Origin of the sequence: Tessaracoccus sp. SD287 (genome assembly GCF_017355265.1) — a bacterium.
GTDB lineage: Bacteria > Actinomycetota > Actinomycetes > Propionibacteriales > Propionibacteriaceae > Aestuariimicrobium.
Window position 1 is genome coordinate 49,617 of record NZ_JADIJQ010000005.1, and the last position, 19,740, is coordinate 69,356.

At 66.7% G+C, this 19,740-nt stretch carries 18 protein-coding genes; 8 read left to right on the forward strand and 10 right to left on the reverse strand.

Annotation, left to right across the window (positions count from 1 at the left end):
* Positions 1–27: 27 nt before the first annotated feature.
* The 10 genes from IPV09_RS03290 to IPV09_RS03335 form a co-directional block, all read right to left on the reverse strand.
* Positions 28–324 (reverse strand): DUF6112 family protein, encoded by a 297-nt coding sequence (locus IPV09_RS03290; protein WP_207473735.1) that lies wholly within the window; start codon positions 322–324, stop codon positions 28–30.
* Between the two features lie 181 nt (positions 325–505).
* Positions 506–772, reverse strand: a complete 267-nt coding sequence (locus IPV09_RS03295) for a DUF6112 family protein (RefSeq protein ID WP_207473737.1) — start codon at positions 770–772, stop codon at positions 506–508.
* Positions 772–2,394: a M23 family metallopeptidase gene (locus IPV09_RS03300; RefSeq protein ID WP_207473671.1), complete on the reverse strand. Its 1,623-nt coding sequence runs from the start codon at positions 2,392–2,394 to the stop codon at positions 772–774. The genes IPV09_RS03295 and IPV09_RS03300 overlap by 1 nt, the downstream gene beginning before the upstream one ends.
* 11 nt (positions 2,395–2,405) lie before the next feature.
* The gene (locus tag IPV09_RS03305; RefSeq protein WP_207473672.1) at positions 2,406–3,098 is read right to left on the reverse strand and encodes a hypothetical protein; all 693 of its coding nucleotides are present in this window, start codon (positions 3,096–3,098) and stop codon (positions 2,406–2,408) included.
* Positions 3,099–3,141: 43 nt separating this feature from the next.
* Positions 3,142–4,137, reverse strand: a complete 996-nt coding sequence (locus tag IPV09_RS03310; protein ID WP_207473674.1) for a ParB N-terminal domain-containing protein — start codon at positions 4,135–4,137, stop codon at positions 3,142–3,144.
* Positions 4,134–5,012, reverse strand: coding sequence for a hypothetical protein (locus IPV09_RS03315; RefSeq protein ID WP_242681177.1), 879 nt, complete (start codon positions 5,010–5,012; stop codon positions 4,134–4,136). The genes IPV09_RS03310 and IPV09_RS03315 overlap by 4 nt, the downstream gene beginning before the upstream one ends.
* An 86-nt stretch (positions 5,013–5,098) precedes the next feature.
* Positions 5,099–5,521, reverse strand: a complete 423-nt coding sequence (locus IPV09_RS03320; protein WP_207473678.1) for a hypothetical protein — start codon at positions 5,519–5,521, stop codon at positions 5,099–5,101.
* Positions 5,518–6,195: a DUF2637 domain-containing protein gene (locus IPV09_RS03325; RefSeq protein ID WP_370590203.1), complete on the reverse strand. Its 678-nt coding sequence runs from the start codon at positions 6,193–6,195 to the stop codon at positions 5,518–5,520. The genes IPV09_RS03320 and IPV09_RS03325 overlap by 4 nt, the downstream gene beginning before the upstream one ends.
* Positions 6,196–6,248: 53 nt before the next feature.
* Positions 6,249–7,187, reverse strand: coding sequence for a bifunctional DNA primase/polymerase (locus tag IPV09_RS03330; RefSeq protein WP_207473680.1), 939 nt, complete (start codon positions 7,185–7,187; stop codon positions 6,249–6,251).
* Positions 7,187–8,260: an ArdC-like ssDNA-binding domain-containing protein gene (locus tag IPV09_RS03335; RefSeq protein WP_207473681.1), complete on the reverse strand. Its 1,074-nt coding sequence runs from the start codon at positions 8,258–8,260 to the stop codon at positions 7,187–7,189. The genes IPV09_RS03330 and IPV09_RS03335 overlap by 1 nt, the downstream gene beginning before the upstream one ends.
* 337 nt (positions 8,261–8,597) lie before the next feature.
* Here IPV09_RS03335 and IPV09_RS03340 point away from each other — a divergent pair, with 337 nt between their 5' ends.
* From IPV09_RS03340 to IPV09_RS03375, 8 genes are all read left to right on the forward strand, one after another.
* On the forward strand, positions 8,598–9,080 hold the full coding sequence (locus IPV09_RS03340; protein ID WP_370590204.1) for a hypothetical protein: 483 nt from the start codon (positions 8,598–8,600) through the stop codon (positions 9,078–9,080).
* Between the two features lie 60 nt (positions 9,081–9,140).
* Positions 9,141–9,605, forward strand: coding sequence for a hypothetical protein (locus IPV09_RS03345; RefSeq protein WP_207473682.1), 465 nt, complete (start codon positions 9,141–9,143; stop codon positions 9,603–9,605).
* Positions 9,602–10,609 (forward strand): MAB_1171c family putative transporter, encoded by a 1,008-nt coding sequence (locus IPV09_RS03350; RefSeq protein WP_207473683.1) that lies wholly within the window; start codon positions 9,602–9,604, stop codon positions 10,607–10,609. Before IPV09_RS03345 ends, IPV09_RS03350 begins: the two co-directional genes overlap by 4 nt.
* Positions 10,606–11,742: an alpha/beta fold hydrolase gene (locus IPV09_RS03355; RefSeq protein ID WP_207473684.1), complete on the forward strand. Its 1,137-nt coding sequence runs from the start codon at positions 10,606–10,608 to the stop codon at positions 11,740–11,742. The genes IPV09_RS03350 and IPV09_RS03355 overlap by 4 nt, the downstream gene beginning before the upstream one ends.
* 124 nt (positions 11,743–11,866) lie before the next feature.
* Entirely contained in the window at positions 11,867–12,067 is a 201-nt protein-coding gene (locus IPV09_RS03360) for a helix-turn-helix domain-containing protein (protein WP_207473685.1), read from the forward strand.
* Between the two features lie 88 nt (positions 12,068–12,155).
* A complete protein-coding gene (locus IPV09_RS03365; protein WP_370590205.1) occupies positions 12,156–15,758 on the forward strand; it encodes a helicase-related protein in 3,603 nt (1,200 codons plus the stop codon).
* Complete coding sequence (locus IPV09_RS03370) at positions 15,755–18,583, forward strand: DUF1156 domain-containing protein (protein ID WP_207473687.1); 2,829 nt, start codon at positions 15,755–15,757, stop codon at positions 18,581–18,583. The genes IPV09_RS03365 and IPV09_RS03370 overlap by 4 nt, the downstream gene beginning before the upstream one ends.
* A gap of 3 nt (positions 18,584–18,586) precedes the next feature.
* Positions 18,587–19,705, forward strand: coding sequence for a YhcG family protein (locus tag IPV09_RS03375; RefSeq protein ID WP_286264122.1), 1,119 nt, complete (start codon positions 18,587–18,589; stop codon positions 19,703–19,705).
* Positions 19,706–19,740: the final 35 nt, after the last annotated feature.

The following is a 19,740-nucleotide window of genomic DNA, read 5'->3' on the forward strand; positions in this document are numbered from 1 at the left end:
CTCCAGCTCTCGACGACGACCGGCTGGTCAGACCTGCTGGCCGACGTTCCAGAAGAAGTTGATGAGCGTCACCGACGCGCCACAGATCACCGCTGCGCCGCAGGAGACGAGCACGCCGATCTTTCCGCGCGAGGCGAGGTGCGGGTTGCTGCTGTTGGCTCCGAAGCCCCAAACGATCGCGGAGACGATCAGGGCGAGGACGCTGAGGATCAGGCCGATGGTCATCACCGCGCCCACGATGGTGCGCAGCTGGTTGATCCCCGGCAGCCCGTTGGTGTTGGGGTCGATGTTGATGTCCATCGGCACCAGCATCGGCGCGGACATGACGTTGGCGAGCAGATCGAACACGGTAGGTCTCCTTGGCGACGGGCGGCCCGCCCACGAACTCGCAGACGGGGTACACACGGCAGGTGCGCCCGCGCGCCCTCCCGCCCCGCCGTCAGCAGAAACAGCGGTGCCCACGTCATCGAGGACGTGGGCACCGCCGGGGTTGGAGGTTTGCGGCTCAGAGTTGTTGCCCGAGGTTGAGGAGCCAGTTCATCCAGGCGACGCCGCCTCCGGCGAGGACGGCAGCGCCGAGGGATACGAGGACTCCGGTTCGGCCTTTGCTTGCGGTGGCGTAGTTGCCGTGGGAGGTCGCGATGGCCCACACGATCGCGGAGACGATCAGCATGAGTACGGCGACGATGAGGACGAAGGTCAAGAGCGCGCCGACGACGGCGCGGAGGTCGCCGATGCTGCCGAGGCCGTCGAAGTCGGGGAAGACGCCCATCACGCACCAACTTTGACTGTGACGTGGAGGTGATCGCTGTGCGATCCCGTGATCGAGGTGGGGTCGTGCATGCCGCCACCGTTGTAGGGACGCCAGCCTTGATCGTCGCGGGCGAGAGACCAGATCTGCCCTTGCCAGATCAGGTACTCGATGCCGAGCACCCCGGCGTTCTCCTTCATCCAGTTCGTGACTCGCCAGCCGGCTTCGAGCTGGGCGGGGTTGGGACGTTGGCCGATCTGGTTGCCGAAGGTGATGTCGCAGGCGCGTCCGAGGGGATGCTCGGACTTGGTGCCCGGTCGGGGTGAGTAGCAGCCCCAGCCGGTGTCGGGGAACGCGGCGAGGGTCTGCTGGTAGAGGTGCAGCATCCGGGCCGTGATCTGCCCGCCGGTGGTGGGATCGTCGACGAGCCGGTCGGGGTCTCCATCGACCCCGAAGGGCGGTCCTGCGGTTCCCACCGTGCGGCAGGAGGCTGGTGATCCGCTGGTCGCTGTGGGCAGGTCTGCGGCGTTGTGCTGGTTCAGCCAGGCGGCAGGGTCGATGAACTCGCCGTTCGCGCCTCCGTCGCGGACCTCGAAGTGCAGATGTGCCCCGGTGGAGTAGCCGGAGGAGCCGACATCAGCGATGTGCTGCCCGGCGCGCACTTGGTCTCCGGCCTGGACGTGGATGCCGTTCTCCCATGAGTGCGCATACGCGGTCGCGACGGTGCGCCCGTCGATGTGGTGCTCGATGATGACGAGGCCGCCGTAGGTGCCGGTGAACTCGGCGTGCGTCACGGTGCCGTCGGCGACCGCGAGGATCGGGGTGCCGTCGGGGGCTGCGAAGTCGGCGCCGGTGTGCAGCTTGTATTCGCCGGTGATCGGGTGCACGCGCATCCCGAACGGTGATGTCGCCACCCAGGTTCCTTCGGGCAGTGGGAACACCACGCGCGACGACGACACCGCTGGTCCACCGGACCCCGCCGGTGTCACGCTGGAGCTGCTGCTGGTGAGGGCGGTGAGGATGGTTTCGGCGACGGGTTCGTAGTTGCGGTAGCGGTCGGGGTAGGCGGAGACTTCGACGGCTTGGGCAGCTTCGCCGGGGTCCATCTGCTGCCAGCCGGGGATGTCGAGCAGGCCGCGTGGTGAGGGGTAGTTCGGGCCGGCCGGTCCGCCGAAGAACGCGCGTGCTTGGTAGGTGGGGTCCATGAGTTCGGCGACGGTTCCCCAGCCGGATTGGGGGCGCATCTGGAACAGACCGAGGCTGTCGTGGTCGGAGCCGTTGCCGTCGTTGGGGTAGTTCGCCGACTCGGGGTAGGTGCCGGTGTTGGTGAGCATCCGCAGCGTGGACTCGGTGAGCGCTGCCATGAGTGCGATCTTGATTCCGGGCCGTCCCACGTCATCGAGCCCGTTGCCGATGGCGATGATCGTGGCGGCGTGGGTGAGCTGCTGACGGTTCAGGGTGAAGGTCTCGCCGTTCGCGGTGGTCACGGTGAGCGAGTCCGGGATGGGTCCGAGGTTCACGGTCCCGGCGGGGGTGGCGCAGTGGGCTGCGGCGGGGTTCATCAGCACGCCGATGCCGAGCAGTGCTGCGGCGGGTGCGAAGAACATGAGCGCGAGGGCTGCGATGGCGAGTTTGCGGAACACGACGACATCTCTCAGCGCAGTGGGTTGTCGAGCTGCGACAGCCGCAGCAGATGGCAGGTCGGATACGTCGGGGCGCAGACGACGAACACGGTGAACGTCACCTCATGCTGCGAGGTGACCGGCTGGCTGTTCCAGACGCCTTCGCGGTGACGGGTGCCCTCGATCGTGACCGCGACCGTTCCAGGGGCGAGCTGTCCCGGTTGTGCCTGCTCGACGGCATCGGCCCATGCGTCGGGGACGTAGGCGGTGTCGATGGTGATGTGCTGGCTGGTGGCGTACTGGCGCAGCTCGATCCAGACGTCCCGGTTCGGCAGGTAGGCGGCCACGTCGGAGGCGAGCCCGGCTTGCTCATCGCCGGAGGGGTCTCCGACCGCGAGGATCGCCGAGGTGTAGTCCAGCGGCCACAACCCTGAGGCGGTGTCCCACGCGAACAACGTGGACACGACACCCTGGGCGAACGTGGCCGGGTCGACGGAACGCGGGACCGCCGGAACCTGGGGTGCTCGGGGCGTGCTCGGTGGCACGGTCGGCGGTTCCGTCGTGACCGGGCCGGGTTTCGGATCGTCGGTGCTCGAAGTCGTGTTGCGGGGGCCGGTGAGGAGTCCGTAGATGCCGACGCCGGCCAGGAGCAGCAAGACAATGCCGGCGGCGACGAGGGCGACGAGTCGGCGGCGATTCGAGGGGTCAGTGGATGCAGGGCTCATGCCAAGCAGGTGCGCGCCCAGCACCCGCCGCCCGCGCCGGTGGTCAGAGGGCGCGCAGGCGTGGCCGCACAGCCGTGTCCTTGCGGGCGGCGTGGAGGGTCTCGGCGAAGCCGGTGGTGCCTTCGACGGTGGCGAGAAAGTTGTCGAACTGCTCGTCGGTCAACTCACGCGCGAGGGTGTCGGCGTCGTAGTGGGTCCACCAATTCGCCAGTTCGCCCCAGGTCTGGACGAACGCCCGCAGCGGGTAGCGCACTGGCGGTGCGTCGTCGGGCAGGAGCGGCTTGAGTCTCGGTTTGGGCTTCTTGCCCTTCTTCATCGCGTTGGCGCGCGCGACGGCATCCTCGGCGAGTGCGTGCATCGTCGCCTCACGTACCTCACGCGCAGCCTCCGCAGATTCGTGGATCGCCAGGTACAGCGGATGCACCGGGTCGCCGGCCTCGATTCGCTCCAACGCCGCCGCCGCTTCCGTGCGAATCGTCTCGGGTTGGGCGGGGTTGGCGGCGATCTCTTCGATGTAGCCGACCTTCTCCAGCGTCTTGTACGACCCGCCGCCGGGGATCATCGCGGCGGCGAGTTCTCGTGCGTCGCCGAGCGCACCTGACGGTCCCGGAAATTTTCCGGGACCGTCATCACCTGGCTGGTTCTCGGCGCTGAACTGGGTCGCGGCCTTGCGGCGGGCGGCGTCTTCGGCCATGAGCTGCTTGATCTCGCGGTAGAGACCGGCGGCTTCGAGCTGGGTGTAGGGCTTGTGGAGCATGTTGTCGTCCTGCTCGGCGAGGAGCTGCCCGAGCCGGTCCGAGAGACCGCTTCGCACCCACACGTTGACGGTGCGCCAGCCGAGCATCTTGATCGCTGCCAGGCGACGTGCCCCGCAGACGAGCACCCCGTCGATGGTGATCGTCAACGGCTGAAGCAGCCCGTCGCGGTCGATGGACGCCGCGAGAGTCTCGATGTCGCCGAGGTCGGTGCGGTGGCGCTTGCCGACGATCAGGGAATCGACGGCCCGGTCGAGCTGGATACCGGTCTGCGGGTCGGTCATCGCTGGTCACCACCCCGGGCTCTGGGCGCAGCAATGGCGAGGGCGAGAATCAAGTCGTCGTCGCGCAGCAGCAGTTCCAAGGTCTCGCCGAGGAGCAGCCGCAGCAGCACCCCGCGCCCGGCCGTGGTGGCCGCGTAGGCGGGGTGGTGGTTCCCGAGCAGCGCCCTCAGCAGCACGGTCCAGGTGCGGCGGGGCAGGTCGAGCAGCGCGCGGGCGTGCCGGTCGCGGCGAAGCGCCTCGTACGCGGACTGGCGGGTTCCGGCTTTGGTGAGTGCGCCGCAGACGTGTTCGACCGAGGCCCGCGCGGTGTCGGTGGGCCAGTCGAGCAGGCACAGCAGCGCGATCGCGTCCTCTGCAGCGGACGTGGCTGACATGCACGCCTGCGCCGAACCCAGCAGCTCGTGCGGGTCGGCTTCAAGGTCGCTGGGCAGATTGTCGCGGACCTGGAGCGCAGGGTGGTAGTCGGCCAGTGCGGTGTCGCGGTCGGAGAATCGTTCGGGGTCGTGGAACGCGGAGACGTGCGCGCGGCGGGCCTGGTGCACCGAGCAGAGGAGGCCTTGGGCGCGTTCTTCGTAGATGCAGGTGATCCGCACAGCGTGGGTGATGATCGCCCACGGGTCGTTGGCTTCGCGGGTGGAGCGGTTCTGCATCGCGTCGAACGCCGCCGCGACAGCCTCCCAGGTATCGAGGCGGTGCTTGCGCGCCAGCGCCTTGTACTTTTCGGCGGCGAACTCCATCAGGTCGCGGGCGACCGGATCATTGACCCAGGCGTGCTCACCGCCGGTGTGGAGCCGGTACAGCAGGGCCCGAAGGCCCTCGCCTGTCGTGAAGTCCTCGGCTTCGAACTCGCCGCTGGGGGTGGTGGTTGTGGTCATGGTGTCGGCACCTCCTGGCAGGTAGGTGCGCGCCCGCTTCCACGAGCGCGCCCTCCTGTGGTGGTTGCCGTCTTGACCACGACCTGTCACCCCATCCCGACCCCAGGCCGCGTCGGGGCCGTCGAGGTGACGGTGCGTCGCCCGAACGCCGTGATTGGCGGCAGGCGACGTGCCCGATCCCGAGCGGCGTGCATCCCGATCCGCAGCGGCGTGCGGGTGCGGCGGGCGAGCTCGGCCTGGAAATCGAGGCCGCGCCCGGCGGCGTGTGCGGAGTGTCGGACCATCAGATCGGTCGGGCGCACCCACTCCACGCCCCGGCCACGCACCGCGGCGGTCTGCTGCTTCCCTGTTTGAGCAACCTGCGCTGCCCGCACTGCCTCGGGAGTCGTCGCGGCCTCGGTTTCGGGGCGATCCCGAGGTACGGAGAGTGCCTCGTCTGCTGGGGGCGGCTTGACGCGCTGCTGGTCATGGCGGGGGTCGGTGTGCTGTGGGTTGTCGGTGCTGTTCATGAGGTGGTCTCCTCCCGTTCGTCGGCGGAGTCGGTGATGTCAGTGGGAAGGTGTGCGGGCGCGAACCAGCGGCCGACGGTCGAGGGATGCACGCCGAGCTCGCGGGCGATCCGCTTGTTCGACCACCCCGCCTCCCGTAGCTCCCACCCCACGGCTCGTCGATCCGCCGGATCGAGCGAGTCGGCCTCGGCAGGCACCGGGAAGAGTTCGACGGGACCGGCAGATGCCGAGACTGGTTCCAGTGCGCTCGGCGCTGACTCGGCGGAGGTCTCGGCACGCACGGTGACAGCGGTTCGGTCTGGCGCGTCAGGTTCCGGTGCGGGAACCGGGGCGCGGGTGAGGATGACGGTGAGGTGGGTGATCGCGAGCAGCACCACCGGCGGGACGGCGGCTACGGATGCCGCGAGGATGCGCGGTACGTCGGCGTCAGCGGCGACGACGGCATGGATCGCGTTCGCCGTCACCGACACAAGCGCGCCGCCGACCAGCAGCGCCCACGGATACCAGGCCGAACGTTGCCCGGCGAGAGCGACGACGGCGACGGTGGCGACGACGATGATGCCGTCCACGATCAGCGGCCACGCCCACGCCTGCCCTGCCCCGATCCCGGAGCGTGCTGCCAGATCGGCCAGTGAGGTGAAGGACAGCCAGAATGCACCAGCGGCGATGAACACCGTCCCCGCCACTGCTGTTCCAGCGGCCCAGCGCCGCGGACTCGTCTCACGCATTACAGCCCTGCCCTCCCGAGAGAGACCGCTGACGGTGCTGCGGAGCGGCTGCGCCAGCGATCCGCCCCACCACGAGGCCCATCAGCCGAGGGGCGCGGAGCGGGTGTGGGTTGGGTGGCTCGGTAGGCCGAGCGCACGGTTGTGGTGATCTCACGCTCGCTGAGTCCGGCCTGTGCTGCGGCAGGGCCGAGGGCATCGAGTGCGTCGGTGGATGGGGTGCCGTTCTCGGCAAGGCGGCAGGCTGCCCAGAACAGGCCCCGGTTCCGTTCGCCCTCACCCCGCCCGGCGACCCAGGCCGCGAGCCGTTCCGCATCCACCGCGACGATGCTCCCGCCGCTACGTGTCGCTGGGGTCGGTCGGGGGTCGAGGAAGTCGCGGAGCCGTGCAGCATCGACGGGTCCGACCGTGTGGGCGGCGATGTCAGCGACCCGGTAGCGCCGCATAGTGCCGTCAATGGTCCGTTGGGAGGGTGGGGCGATGATGTAGCCGCCGTCGCCCCGGAAATCGACACCCGCATTGGCGGCCTGCCACGACCGCTGCTCCACGCCTGCCGTCGCCGGGAAGTAGCCGTGCGTGCCGCCGGTCGGGGTCCGCACCAGCAGACCCGCTCCGCTGACGAGCCCCGCGTCTGCCGCGCGCTTCCATGCCACGCGACCATCGATAGGGCCGTGAACATCGACATCCACCACGACGACACCCGACACCTGCCCGGTCGGGAGGCCGATGTTGGCATCCGGTGTGCGCGACCACCACGCAGCGACCTGCGCGAGGTTGCTGGTCGCGTCGAGGAACCCCCTACGGGTGAGCGGTCGCTTCCCATCGGGCTCGCATGGGAACACCGGGACACCCGCCGCCGCAAGCCTGCGTGCGGCGTCTGCGAGGTCCGGTGCCCGGTCGACTCTGATGAGCGCGGCGAGAACGTCGAGAGGGTCGGGCATCACAGCCCCCGTCCCGCCAGCACCGGCGCAGTATGCGGCCGGTCAGGCTCAACCGACCGAGACGTCGCGCGGGCAGGCTTCGCTGCCGGGGTGTCGCGTTCCAGGCCGGGTGGGGTGCCGTCACCGACCTGGAGGGTGTCGAGCTGGTCGAGGATCGCCAGCGCGGTCTTACGGACTCGTTCGCCGGTAGCCTGCACTACCTGGGCGGCATCCTGGCCGTCGACGCGGGCGGCCCAGGTCGAGACGTACGGGATCGTGTAACCATCGGTGGTCATGCCGTGCGCGGCACCGATCATCAGCGCGACGGACTCGGCTTCTACCTCGCGGATACCGCGATGCTGCCGCACTTCCACGTCGTCGGGATCGTGCATCCGCACGTGTGCGAGCTCATGCGCCAGCGTCTTCACTCGTGCAGCAGCAGGCATGTTCTCCCGCACCGACACGGTGCGCGCCTCGTAGTCGGTCATGCCGTTCGCGCCCATGATCGCCATCTCGTCCGGCACGGAGACGACCTCGAATCCGGCCGCCCGTATCTGCGCGGCGAGGCCGTCCCAGAGCCCTTCCGGGGCCTCGCCTTCCAACAGCACCGGCATGGGCGTAGCGGGGAGGGGTTCGCCGTCGGTCTGGGAGACATCCCACACGTACGCGGGCCGGGCGCCGACCATGCGGGAGCGCACCACCTCACCGGGCTGCGGCTTCTCCCGCGGCCCCAACCGCCGCCACGACCCGGCATCCGACGGCGTGGCCGTAGCGAACCTGCCGGTGACCGGAGCAAAGATCATGTAGCCCGGCTGGCCCTTCATCACCTGCCGCCCCAACGCCTGCCACTGCCGGTAGCCAGCGACGAGCGTCGGGAACGGATCGGGCACCCGACCTGCCTCGAACGCCACCTGGTGCTGCACCCAGATGAGCATCGTGTTGTTGAACGAACGGGAGCGGAACCGGGCAGCGAACGCGAGTGCGTCGCGCCAGTCGTCGCCGGAAACGAGCTGCTCGACCGCGCCCGTCAACTTCTCGTGCAGCTCGTCGAGCTTCGCCTCACGCGCCGCCCGTTGCTCCAGTGTCGATGCCATGACCGGGTCTCCTCTCGCGACCACCACGACACGTGTGGGCGCGGCGGTACACCTTCGAGGTAGGCAACCCCTCCCGCCACGGCTGGAGCGCACCTGCCAGGCCAGCGATACTGGGCGGCCTGGCACAGCGGTGCGCCTGCGCGAGGAGCCGCCCGGGATCGACGCGGAGCACAGCATCCGTCATCTCCTCTCTGGCGAGAACGACCCACCCGAACCATCTGTTGAGCATGCTCAATGAGGCCGGAGTCCCTATTGCAGCACGACCGTTGAGCATGCGCAAGCCTTGATTTGTGCATGCCCAACGAGTAGCGTTGAGCATGCACAACCACCCGCGAGGGTGGACTACATCGATGCCTTGCCCGTCGCGAAGGGAAGGGGGTCAGCCACCATGACCGAAGACGAGAGCCGGGCTGCGGCTGAAGACCTCGCCAAGCGGCTGCGGCTCCTGATGGACGTCGCCGTCGCCGAGTCCGGCACTGAACCGACCTACTCGCAGATCGCGGACTACCTCAAAGAACGAGGCACCAACCTGTCCCGGTCGCGCTGGACGTACATGGTCAACGGTCACCGCTACGTCCAAGACCCCGCCGTGTTTGAAGGACTCGCCGCGTTCTTCGATGTCGATGCCGCGTTCCTCATGGGAGCCGACGGTGCCGAGACCCCGGAGAAGGTCGCCGCGCAGCTCGACCTCGTTCGGTCCATGCGGGCAGCGAAGGTGAAGTCCTACGCAGCTCGCACCCTCGGCGACATCTCGCCGAAAGCACTCCACGCCATCACCAAGTTCCTGGACGAGGAAATGAGCCACATGCCCGAGCACTGACAGGTGTCGCGCGACACGGCGCCGATACCGGTCCCTGCTCCCCACAGAGAGGGGCGAACCGTGAATATCGAACAGACAGTATCGGCGGCCGTCGCGGGCCTACAGCTCGGCAGCACCTTCACCCTCGACGACCTCCTCACCGCCGTACGCGCGCGCCGAAACCGCCGCCTGCGCATCGTCGAGCTCGCCGATCTCGACACCAGCGATGGCATCTGCGCGGTCTGGCTCGTCACCGACACCGACGACATCGTGCTCCACGCCCGCAGCGACTCCGCCCTGCACCGCCAGCAGTTCGTCCTGCACGAGTTCGCCCACATGATCCTCGGCCACTGCGAAGGCGAGAACTGCCCAGCCGAGGACGTGCTCCTGCCCAACATCCCGCCCTACACCCGCGGACGCCTGCTCAAACGGCAAGACATCGACTGCGAGACCGAGATCGCCGCCGAGTCCCTCGCCGACCGCCTCGCCGCAGGTATCCGAGGATCGGTGTTCGCCGAGACCCGCTACTCGGAGGTCTTCGGATGATCCAGACGCTCGTCGCGACGCTCATGTGGGCGCTCGTGGCGAGCCTGCTCATCTTCCGCCGCAAACGGGCCGACCGCAGCGTCACCTACGCAGCGATCACCATCGCCATCGCGATGACCCTGAACGTGGACGCCATCTACAGCGCCATCGACCCGCTGCTCGGCGGCACCAACCTCGCCACCCTCATCGCAGACGCGCTGCTGATGACCGGGCTGTTCTTCCTCGGCCGCGGCGTCATGAGGACCGGCGAGTACCGGCCCCGCCTCGTCCGCGCCGTGGTCAGCGTTCCCATGCTCGCGGTCTCGTTGCTCGCGATCACCGTCACGTTCCTGTTCATCGACCGTGGCAGGACCACCACCCAGTTCATGAGCAACCTCGGAGACGAGCCCGCTGCCGCGGCCTACTCGATCATCAACTTCGTCTACGGCGGCATCGTCATCGCCACCATGCTGACCCTCGCCGCCCGGCAATACCGCAACAGCACCGGCATCCAACGAGTCCCCGCCGCGCTCCTGACCCTGGGATCGGCGTTCGGTGTTGCCCTATGCGTCGCGGTGATCGTCATGGACATCGCCCACGTCACCGGCCAACTCGACCTCATGCACGCCGTACAGCCCACCTACGGGCCGCTCTCGCTGCTGACGTTCCTGTTCCTCTGCGCCGGCTTCGCCGCCGAGCCCGCCGTCCGCCGCGCCCGGCACCACCTGCGCGACAAGCGCACCGCCGCCCTCGCCGCCGACCTGGAGCCACTCTGGACCCGGGCAACGAGCCTGCGACCCGGCCTCCGCCAAGCAGACCCCCTCGCCACCAGCGCCGACGATGCAGAAGGACGCCTGCACCGAGAGATCGTCGAAATCCGCGACGCCATGATCGACCCCCGCATCACCTTCGACACCAACCGCACCGAGCGCGCTCTGCTGGAACTCGCCGAAAGCCACCTCCTCGGACGCGACCAAACCGTGGTTGCGTCGCGCGCCAAGAACGACGATGGCGGTGCGCTGTGATCCGCCGACTCACCCTTGGGGTCGGCGTCGTCGCTGCAACCGCCGCAGGTGTCGGCTGGACCATCGCGCGACGACTCACTGCACCCGTCGGCCCACGAAGGTTCGACCTCACCGTCCACGATGTCGAGCACGACGACGACAGCGACCTGATCGTCTTCGACCGTACCGACCAGACCACAGCAGACGGCATCTACAACCTCTGGTTCGAGCACGGCGGCTGGGCACAGCTCTCCGCAGAAGTCCACGATCGCGGGCCCACCCGCATCGCGCGAAAGATCACGGACGTAGCGCCCGGCCTCGCACCGAAGGCTGGTGATCGTGCCTCGTGGAGCGGCATCTACTACGCGACCCCGCACGAGGCCGGACTCGACGCCCGCAGCATCGCCATCACGACCCCCGCAGGACAATGCCCGGCCTGGCGCATCGACGGCGACCCCTCGACCTGGGCCATCCACGTCCACGGACTCGGAAGCACCCGCGCCGGCACCCTCCGCGGCGTCCTCGCCGCCACCGAAGCCGGCTACACCTCCCTCGTCGTCACCTACCGCAACACCGAAGTAGGCCCCCGCATCGGCACCGGCCGATCCACCCTCGGCCACACCGAGACCGCAGACGTTGACGAAGCTATCGGATACGCAGTCCGACGAGGAGCCCAACAGATCGTGCTGTTCGGCTGGTCAATGGGAGCCGCGATCGCCCTGCAGCTCGCCGACCGGCCCCGACACGAGGGGTTGATTGCTGGGCTCGTACTCGACTCGCCCGTCCTCGACTGGACCGAAGTCATCAAGACGAACTGCGCACGCAGCGGACTCCCCTCAGCAGCCGGCTACCTCGCGATCCCGTGGCTCACCATCGAGCCGCTCGCTCGCCTCGCCGGCCTACCGGGGCGCATCCCACTCCGAGCCTTCGACTGGACCGCCAGAGCCGCAGACCTCACCACGCCAACACTGATCCTCCACGGCACGCAGGACGACTCCGCGCCGATCCGGCTCTCACAAGCCCTCCGAGACGCCCGACCGGACCTCGTGGAGCTGGAGACCTTCGATGCGGACCACACGCTCGCGTGGAACTCCGATCCTGAGCGGTGGCGCTCTGTGGTGACGGCCTGGCTCAGCGCGCACCTCTCGCCCTGATCGCTTCGACTCACGACACCCACCTCGTTCGGCCACGCCCGGAGAAACCCAACTCAAGCCGTACGTCCGCCGGTATCATCGTGAGTGTTGGCCTGCCTGGGCCATTGAGCGAGGGAGGACCAACGTGGCTGAGCCGTGGCTGTCCGCAGACGACATCGCCGCCCACCTCGGGGTCACCAAAGACACCGTCTACACCTGGATCGCCGAGAAGGCCATGCCCGCCCACAAGGTCGGACGCCTCTGGAAGTTCCAGGCCAGCGAGATCGACGACTGGGTGCGACGAGGTGGCGCTGCCGCCGACTCCGAACCCCTCCCACCAGGGTGAGCACTTCGCTCGCCCGAGCCGTCGCTGACACTTTGTCGGTGGCACCCCATATCCTGATCCACTGCCCAAAACCGGAAGGAGGCACCTCGTGACGGAAGCGACGACCGACGCGACGTTGACGCTCGCGACGCTGCGTGCGGGTCAGCGCCTCCGTGGCCTGGTGCCGGGGCAGACGGTCACGCTGATCGCCATCGATCCCATCGACGCTGAGCTGTTCGAGGTCTTCTACCGCGACGACTCCGGTCGCAGCGGTGCCCGCGCGATCACTGATGCTGACGCGGCGCGCTTCGAGATCGCGGGCGACTTCGACTCCGCCCCCGCGTACGACGCGGACCCGGATGAGTTTCGACTCGCAGCCGAGGCGCTGCGGATCAAGTACGCGGCGCTGTACGACCCGATGGTTGCGGTCAACAGTTCGGACGTGGACCCGCTGCCGCACCAGATTCGCGCGGTCTACGAGGAACTCCTGCCACGCATCCCGCTACGGTTCCTGCTCGCCGACGACCCCGGCGCTGGCAAGACGATCATGGCCGGCCTGTATCTGAAGGAACTGATCCTGCGCTCGGACTGCGAACGAGCGATCATCGTCGCTCCCGGCGGGCTCGTGGAGCAGTGGCGCGAGGAACTCAGTCAGAAGTTCGACCTGCGCTTCGAAATCTTCAGCCGCCAGATGGTCGATGACGCCCAGGGCCGCAACGTCTTCGCTGAGCACCCGTTCCTTATCGCCCGCATGGACCAGCTCTCCCGCAGCGAAGACCTGACCGAGCAACTCGGCGAGGTCACCTGGGATGTCGCCGTCGTTGACGAGGCCCACCGCATGTCGGCCCACTACTCCTCATGGGCGGGCGAAGTCGACGAGACCAGGCGCTTCAAACTCGGACGGCTGCTGTCGGAGACCGCGCACAACTTCCTGCTGATGACCGCGACCCCGCACGCGGGCAAGGAAGAAGACTTCCAGCTGTTCATGTCGCTGCTGGATCGCGACCGCTTCGAGGGCCAGTACCGGCAAGGCGTACACCGCACCGACACCGACGGCCTGATGCGCCGCATGGTGAAGGAAGACCTGCTCACCTTCGAAGGCAAGCCGCTGTTCCCCGAACGCAAGGCCTACACCGTTGAGTACGAGCTGAGCCCGGCCGAGCGAGACCTCTATGAGCAAGTCACCGACTACGTCCGCACCGAGATGGGGCGTGCTGAGCGGATCGCCCAGGCCGGGGACAAGAAGCGCGGCAACAACGTCGGGTTCGCGCTCACCGTGCTGCAACGCCGACTCGCCTCCAGCCCCGAAGCGATCCTGCGATCCCTGGAACGACGCCAGCAGCGCCTCGACACGAAACTGCGCGAAATGCAGCGCATCACCGACGACGCACGCTTCAGCACCTCTAGCGCCTCACACATCGACGAATGGACCACGGGCAAGACCACGCTCGATTTCGGAAGCGACGCACTACCTGCGTTTTCGGTCGACGACTTCGACGACTTCGACGAGGAAACGACCGACGAGGAACGCGCCCAGTTCGAGGAACAGGCAGACCAGGTTGTCGATCTCGCCACGGCCGCGCAGACAATCCCCGAGCTGCGGGCAGAGATCGCGATCCTCGAAGACCTCATCAAAGTAGCCCGGCGCGTCCGGCTGCAAGACGATGACAAGAAGTGGGTGCAGCTGCGCACCATCCTCGACGAGCAGCTCCTGACCCACGACGGCTCCGGGGATGCGCGCAAGATCATCATCTTCACCGAGCACCGCGACACCCTTGACTACCTGCAAGCCAAGATCACCGCCCAGTTTGGGCGCGCCGATTCGGTCATCACCATCCACGGTGGCACCCGACGCGAAGACCGCAAGCTCGCCCGCGAACGCTTCACCCACAACCCCGACACCGTGGTCCTGCTGGCCACGGACGCCGCCGGGGAAGGTCTGAACCTTCAACGTGCGCACCTGATGGTGAACTACGACCTGCCGTGGAACCCGAACCGCATCGAGCAGCGCTTCGGCCGCATCCACCGCATCGGCCAGCGCGAGGTCTGCCACCTGTGGAACATGGTCGCCAAAGACACCCGCGAAGGCGACGTGTTCACACGGCTGCTGGCGAAGATCGACCAGATGTCAATCGCCTACAACGGCAACCTGTTCAACGTGCTCGGCGACGCCGACGCCTTCCAAGAGCGGTCGCTGCGTGACCTGCTGATCGAGGCGATCCGCTACGGCGACCAGCCCCAGATCAAGGCCAAGCTCGACCGCATCATCGACGCCGGTGTCTCCCACGGCCTCGACGAGATGCTCGCCGAGCGCGCGCTCCACCCCGAGATGTTCTCTGCGCTCAACCTCGACGAGGTGCGGGCACGGATGGAGAAGGCCCGCGAGCGCCGACTCCAGCCTGGTTACATCGCCGCCTTCTTCCTCCCCGCGCTCACACGGCTCGGCGGGCGCATCCGCAAGCGCGAGAAGGGCCGCTACGAGATCACCCGCGTCCCGGCCCGCGTGATCGACGCGGCGCGTCGCCTCAACCGGTGGGCGCCCGTCGCTGAGCAGTACGAGCGCGTCACCTTCGAACTCTCACGGATGCACCCCGACGGTCTCGCCGATGCCTCCCTGATTGCACCTGGCCACCCGTTGCTGCATGCCGTCATCGAGGCAACCATTGATGACCTCGGCCCCACCCTCAAGCAGGGCACGGTGCTGGTTGATCGACGCTCCAAGCAGACCGATGCGCCGATGCTGATGTTCAGCGTTGAGCAGCGCATCGAGAATACGGTTGCCGATGCCGACACGGTCTCTCATCACTTCGACTACCCGCTCCTCGAACAAGACGGCACCGTCACCGTCTCCGCCGCACCGCCGTACCTCGAATTCGACCGACCCGACTCGACCGAGGCCGAAGCCGTGGCTGAGATCGCGGGCAGCGACTGGGCGCGGCAGAACCACGAGAAGCTCGTACGCGCCTGGGCGTACCGCGAGGGTCTCCAGCCGCGCATGGACGAGATCAAGACCCGACTCGGCATCGAGACCGCGCGCACCCGGGCGCAGGTGAAGGATCGCCTGCTCGCCGAGATCAACCACTGGGATCGAGAACACAACCGCCTCGAAGCACTCGAACGCGGAGGCACCGTCGGCAGGCTCCGCGCCGAGACCGCACTCATACGTGCCCGACAGCTCGATGAACGCCTGAGCCACCGGCTCGAACAACTCGACGAGGCCACCAACCTTGTCGCCGTGCCCGCCGTCATCCGCGGCGCCGCACTCGTCGTCCCCAGTGCACTCCTCGCGACCGGTGCCGAGCCTGAAGCGCAGACCTTCGCACGTCAGACCGAGGAAGTCGAGCGTCGAGCCGTCGAAGCTGTGCTTGCTGCCGAGCGAGCACTCGGACGGGAACCGGTCGAGATGCCGCGCAACAACCCCGGCTACGACATCCAGTCCACCGACCAGAGCGGCCTCGTCCACTACATCGAGGTCAAGGGCCGCATCGAAGGCTCCGACACGTTCACCATAACCACGAACGAGATTACCTTCGCCCAGACCCAAGGCGACCGTCACCGGCTCGCCCTGGTCGAGGTCTCGACCAGTGGTGCCGCCAACGACCAGTTGCGCTACGTGAGCGACGCCTTCACCCACCTTGAGCCATCCGCGACCACCCGCTCCTACAACGAGGTCTGGCGCGACTACTGGGAACGCGGAGGACCACCGCGATGACCCACACCACTGACAGCAACCAGCCCGACGCCAGCGAGAGAAGCACAGTGACCAACGCGCCCAAGAAGAAGCTCATCGAAGTAGGGCTGCCGCTCGAAGCGATCAATCGCGAGTCTTCTCGGGAGAAGTCGATCCGCCACGGCCACCCGTCAACACTGCACCTTTGGTGGTCGAGGAAGCCCTTGGCAACGGCGCGAGCCGTCCTCCTGGCTCAGTTGGTGGACGACCCCTCATCGCGCGCTCACGAGTTCCCGACGGTTGAGCTGCAGGACGCTGAACGACGTCGGCTACACGAGTTGATCGCGGAGCTCATCGTCTGGGAGAACTCGAACGACCCTGACCTATTGGCTCGTGCACGAGCCGAGATCAAGAAGAGCAACGGTGGTCAGATGCCGCGACTTGCTGACCCTTTCGCGGGGGGTGGATCCATCCCTTTGGAAGCGCACCGGTTGGGGCTTGAGGCCTACGCGAGTGATCTGAACCCTGTCGCAGTGCTCCTCTGCAACGCGATGATCGATGTCCCGTCGCGCTTTGCCGCAACACCCCCAGTGTCGCCGACTGTTGAAGGTCAGACAACACCTTGGTCGGGCACCGACGGTCTTGCTGCTGATGTTCGAGACTACGGGAAGTGGGTCAGTGACGAGGCGTTTCGTCGTATCGGCCACCATTTCCCTCGGGCTGTAGCTCCTGGCGGCACCGAACATACCGTGATCGCGTGGAAGTGGGCTCGCACAGTCAGGAGCCCTAACCCTGCGAACCCGATTGAGACTCCGCTCGTGAACTCCTGGTGGTTGAGTAAGCGAAAAGGGCGTGAAGCCTTTGTTTCACCATCCATCGAAAACGGTTCGATTACGTACACGGTCGTCCACGATCCAAGCGGGCCACCGTCTGATGGCACCGTCGGCCGGAAAGGTGGTGCCGTTGTCGGCGACGACACGCCTTTCAGCCTGAACTACGTTCGTGAAGAGGGACGCTCCGGGCGCATCGGGCAGCACATGATCGCGATTGTCGCAGAGGGACCTCGTGGGCGGTTGTACCTTTCGCCCTCAACGGCGCACATCGCCGCCGCCACAGTGGAACGTCCCGATGATGTCCCGGAGGGTGAGATCGGCCACTACCCACGTGACATCAAGACTCAGACGTACGGAATGACTCGGTGGGCAGACCTCTTCACCAACCGACAACTCCTGACCCTCACCACGTTCAGTGATCTCATTTCTGAAGTCCGCCAACGGGTGCTGTCAGATGCAGTCAGTGCAGGAATGGACAGTGGGAGATCGCTCGACGACGGTGGCTCCGGAGCAGAAGCCTATGCTGATGCAATAGCCACCTATCTGGCGCTCTCGCTCAGCCGCATGACGGATAGATACTCGAATCTTTGCAGTTGGGACTCCAGTCGGGACAGCGCACGTAACGTCTTCGCACGTCAGGCCATCCCGATGATCTGGGACTTCGCCGAGGTCAACCCCTTCTCTGACTCGACAGGCAACTTCCTGGGTCAGGTCGAGTGGGTCGCGAAGGTACTCGAAAGCCTGCCCACCGGCTCCGGTCCCGGGGTTGCTGAGCAACGGGACGCAGGTTCGGTGGACTACCGGGGAGTCGCAGTTTCAACTGATCCGCCGTACTACGACTACATCGGATACTCTGACCTATCAGACTTCTTCTACGTCTGGCTTCGGCGATCCCTCCGAGATGTGCGACCGGAAGCCGTCAGGACGTTGCTGACGCCGAAGGCTGACGAGCTGGTCGCGAATCCTCATCGCCACAATGGCAAGGATGGCGCAGAGCAGTTCTTCATCGACGGATTCAACGATGTCTTCCGGAAGATGCGGCATACAGCCGCCTCGGACATCCCACTGACTGTGTACTACGCGTACAAGCAGCAAGATGCGGGGATCGACGGGCAGGTTTCAACGGGCTGGTACACCTTGCTCAGCGGACTGATCAGTACGGGTTGGGAAGTCACCGCAACATGGCCAATGCGCAGTGAGATGTCCAACCGTCCGCTGTCTCAGGAAAAGAACGCCCTCGCCTCATCGATTGTCTTGGCCTGCCGACCGCGCCCTGAAGACGCCCCTGCAACGACACGTCGCGCATTGGTTGCTGCTTTGAAGGCAGAGCTGCCGGAGGCACTTCGGCGGCTCATGCAGGGTGCGGTCGCTCCGGTCGACCTAGCTCAGGCGGCCATCGGACCAGGCATCGGGGTCTTCTCTCGGTATTCGCGCGTGCGCGAAGCTGACGGCTCCGACATGAGCGTGCGAGACGCACTCCTCCTAATCAACGCAACTCTGGACGAGGTGTTGGGCGAGCAGGAGTCAGACTTCGATCCAGACACTCGCTTCGCCGTGAAGTGGTATCGGCAGTACGGGTGGGGCCAGGAGAACTCGGGCATCGCTGATCAGTTGGCACGCTCATCGGATACTTCAGTGGGCGCCTTGGAGCGCGGTGGCATCTTCGAAGCCAAGGGGGGCAAGGCTCACCTCCTCTCGCCGTCTCAGTTGGCGGGTCAGTGGGATGCAACAGTCGATGAACGAGTCAGCGTCTGGGAGGCGACCGTCCGCTTGGCCGCCGTGATGGCCAAGGACGGGGCCGACAAGGTGGCTGAGTTGTTGCCGTCGGTGCACACACGCGTGAACCTTGACGCAGTGAAGGAACTGGGCTTCCTGCTGTTCCACGAGGCCGAGAAGAAGAAGGACACGAAGGACGCCATCCTCTTCAACGGCTTGGTGAGCGCCTGGGGTGACGTGAACGAGCAGGCGCGCAAGTACGCCTCGACGCCACGCTCGTCACAGCAGGCGTTCGACTTCGACGAGGACGAGGATTAGGTCGTGCCTGGCAGTCGAGATCAAGCCCGGAGCGGTGGCGCAGCGGCGCGTCGCTCTGGCGCGGACCTGACTCCGTTCCGGGCCATCGCGGAGTCGGTCAGCGCCGAGGGCGGCGAACTCGTAGAGCAGGTGTCGGCTCTGATCGACCAGGCGCAGGCGTTCGCGGCCGCGCAGGTGAACGCGACCTTGACGCTGCGGAACTGGTACATCGGTCGCTTGATCGATGTGGCCGTGCTGCGCGAAGGACGCGCCGGGCACGACCAGGAACTTGTTGCGTCGCTGGCGCAACAACTGACCTCACGGTACGGGCGAGGCTACGACCGAACGAACCTGTATCGGATGGTGCGATTCTCCCAGCAGTTCACCGAGCCCGAACTTGTTGCGTCACTGGCGCAACAAGTCAGTTGGACCCACTTCCGCGAGCTGCTTCCGCTCGCAACCGACGACGCACGAGCCTTCTACGTGAAGGAGATCATCGACCGCCACCTCAGCGTCCGTGACCTGCGCCACGCCATCTCCCGCAAGGCGTTCGAGCGCCGTGAGATCGCGGACTCGCAGATTCCCGAGGGCTCGGCAGTCCCGTTGGATGCCTTCCGCGACCCGATGCTGCTGGACATGCTCGGGCTGGCCGACACCTTCTTGGAGCGCGACCTCGAAGCGGCTCTGCGCCACGACATGGAGTCGTTCCTGTTGGAGGTCGGTCGCGGGTGGGCGTTCGTCGAACGCCAGAAGCGCATGACCTTCGATGGAGACGACTACTACCTCGACTTGCTGTTCTACTCCCGTCCACTGCGTCGGCTGATCGCGGTGGAGTTGAAGGTCGGCAAGTTCAAGCCGAGCTACCAGGGGCAGATGAATTTCTACCTGAAGTGGCTGGATCGGCACGAACGCCAGGCAGACGAGAATCCGCCCATCGGCCTCATCCTGTGTACCGAGGCGAGCCGCGACCAGATCGAGCTGCTCGAACTGCACAAGGACGGGATCGTGGTCGCCGAATACTGGACGACCCTGCCTCCGAAGGCGGAGCTCCAGGCCCGTATCCAAGCGGTCTACCGGGAGGCGCAGGAGCGGATCGCCCGCAGGCAGCTGACCGCAGCGGCGGAAGAAGACATTGATGAGTAGGGATTGGCAGGCTCTGAACAGGGCCTCGTCGGCAG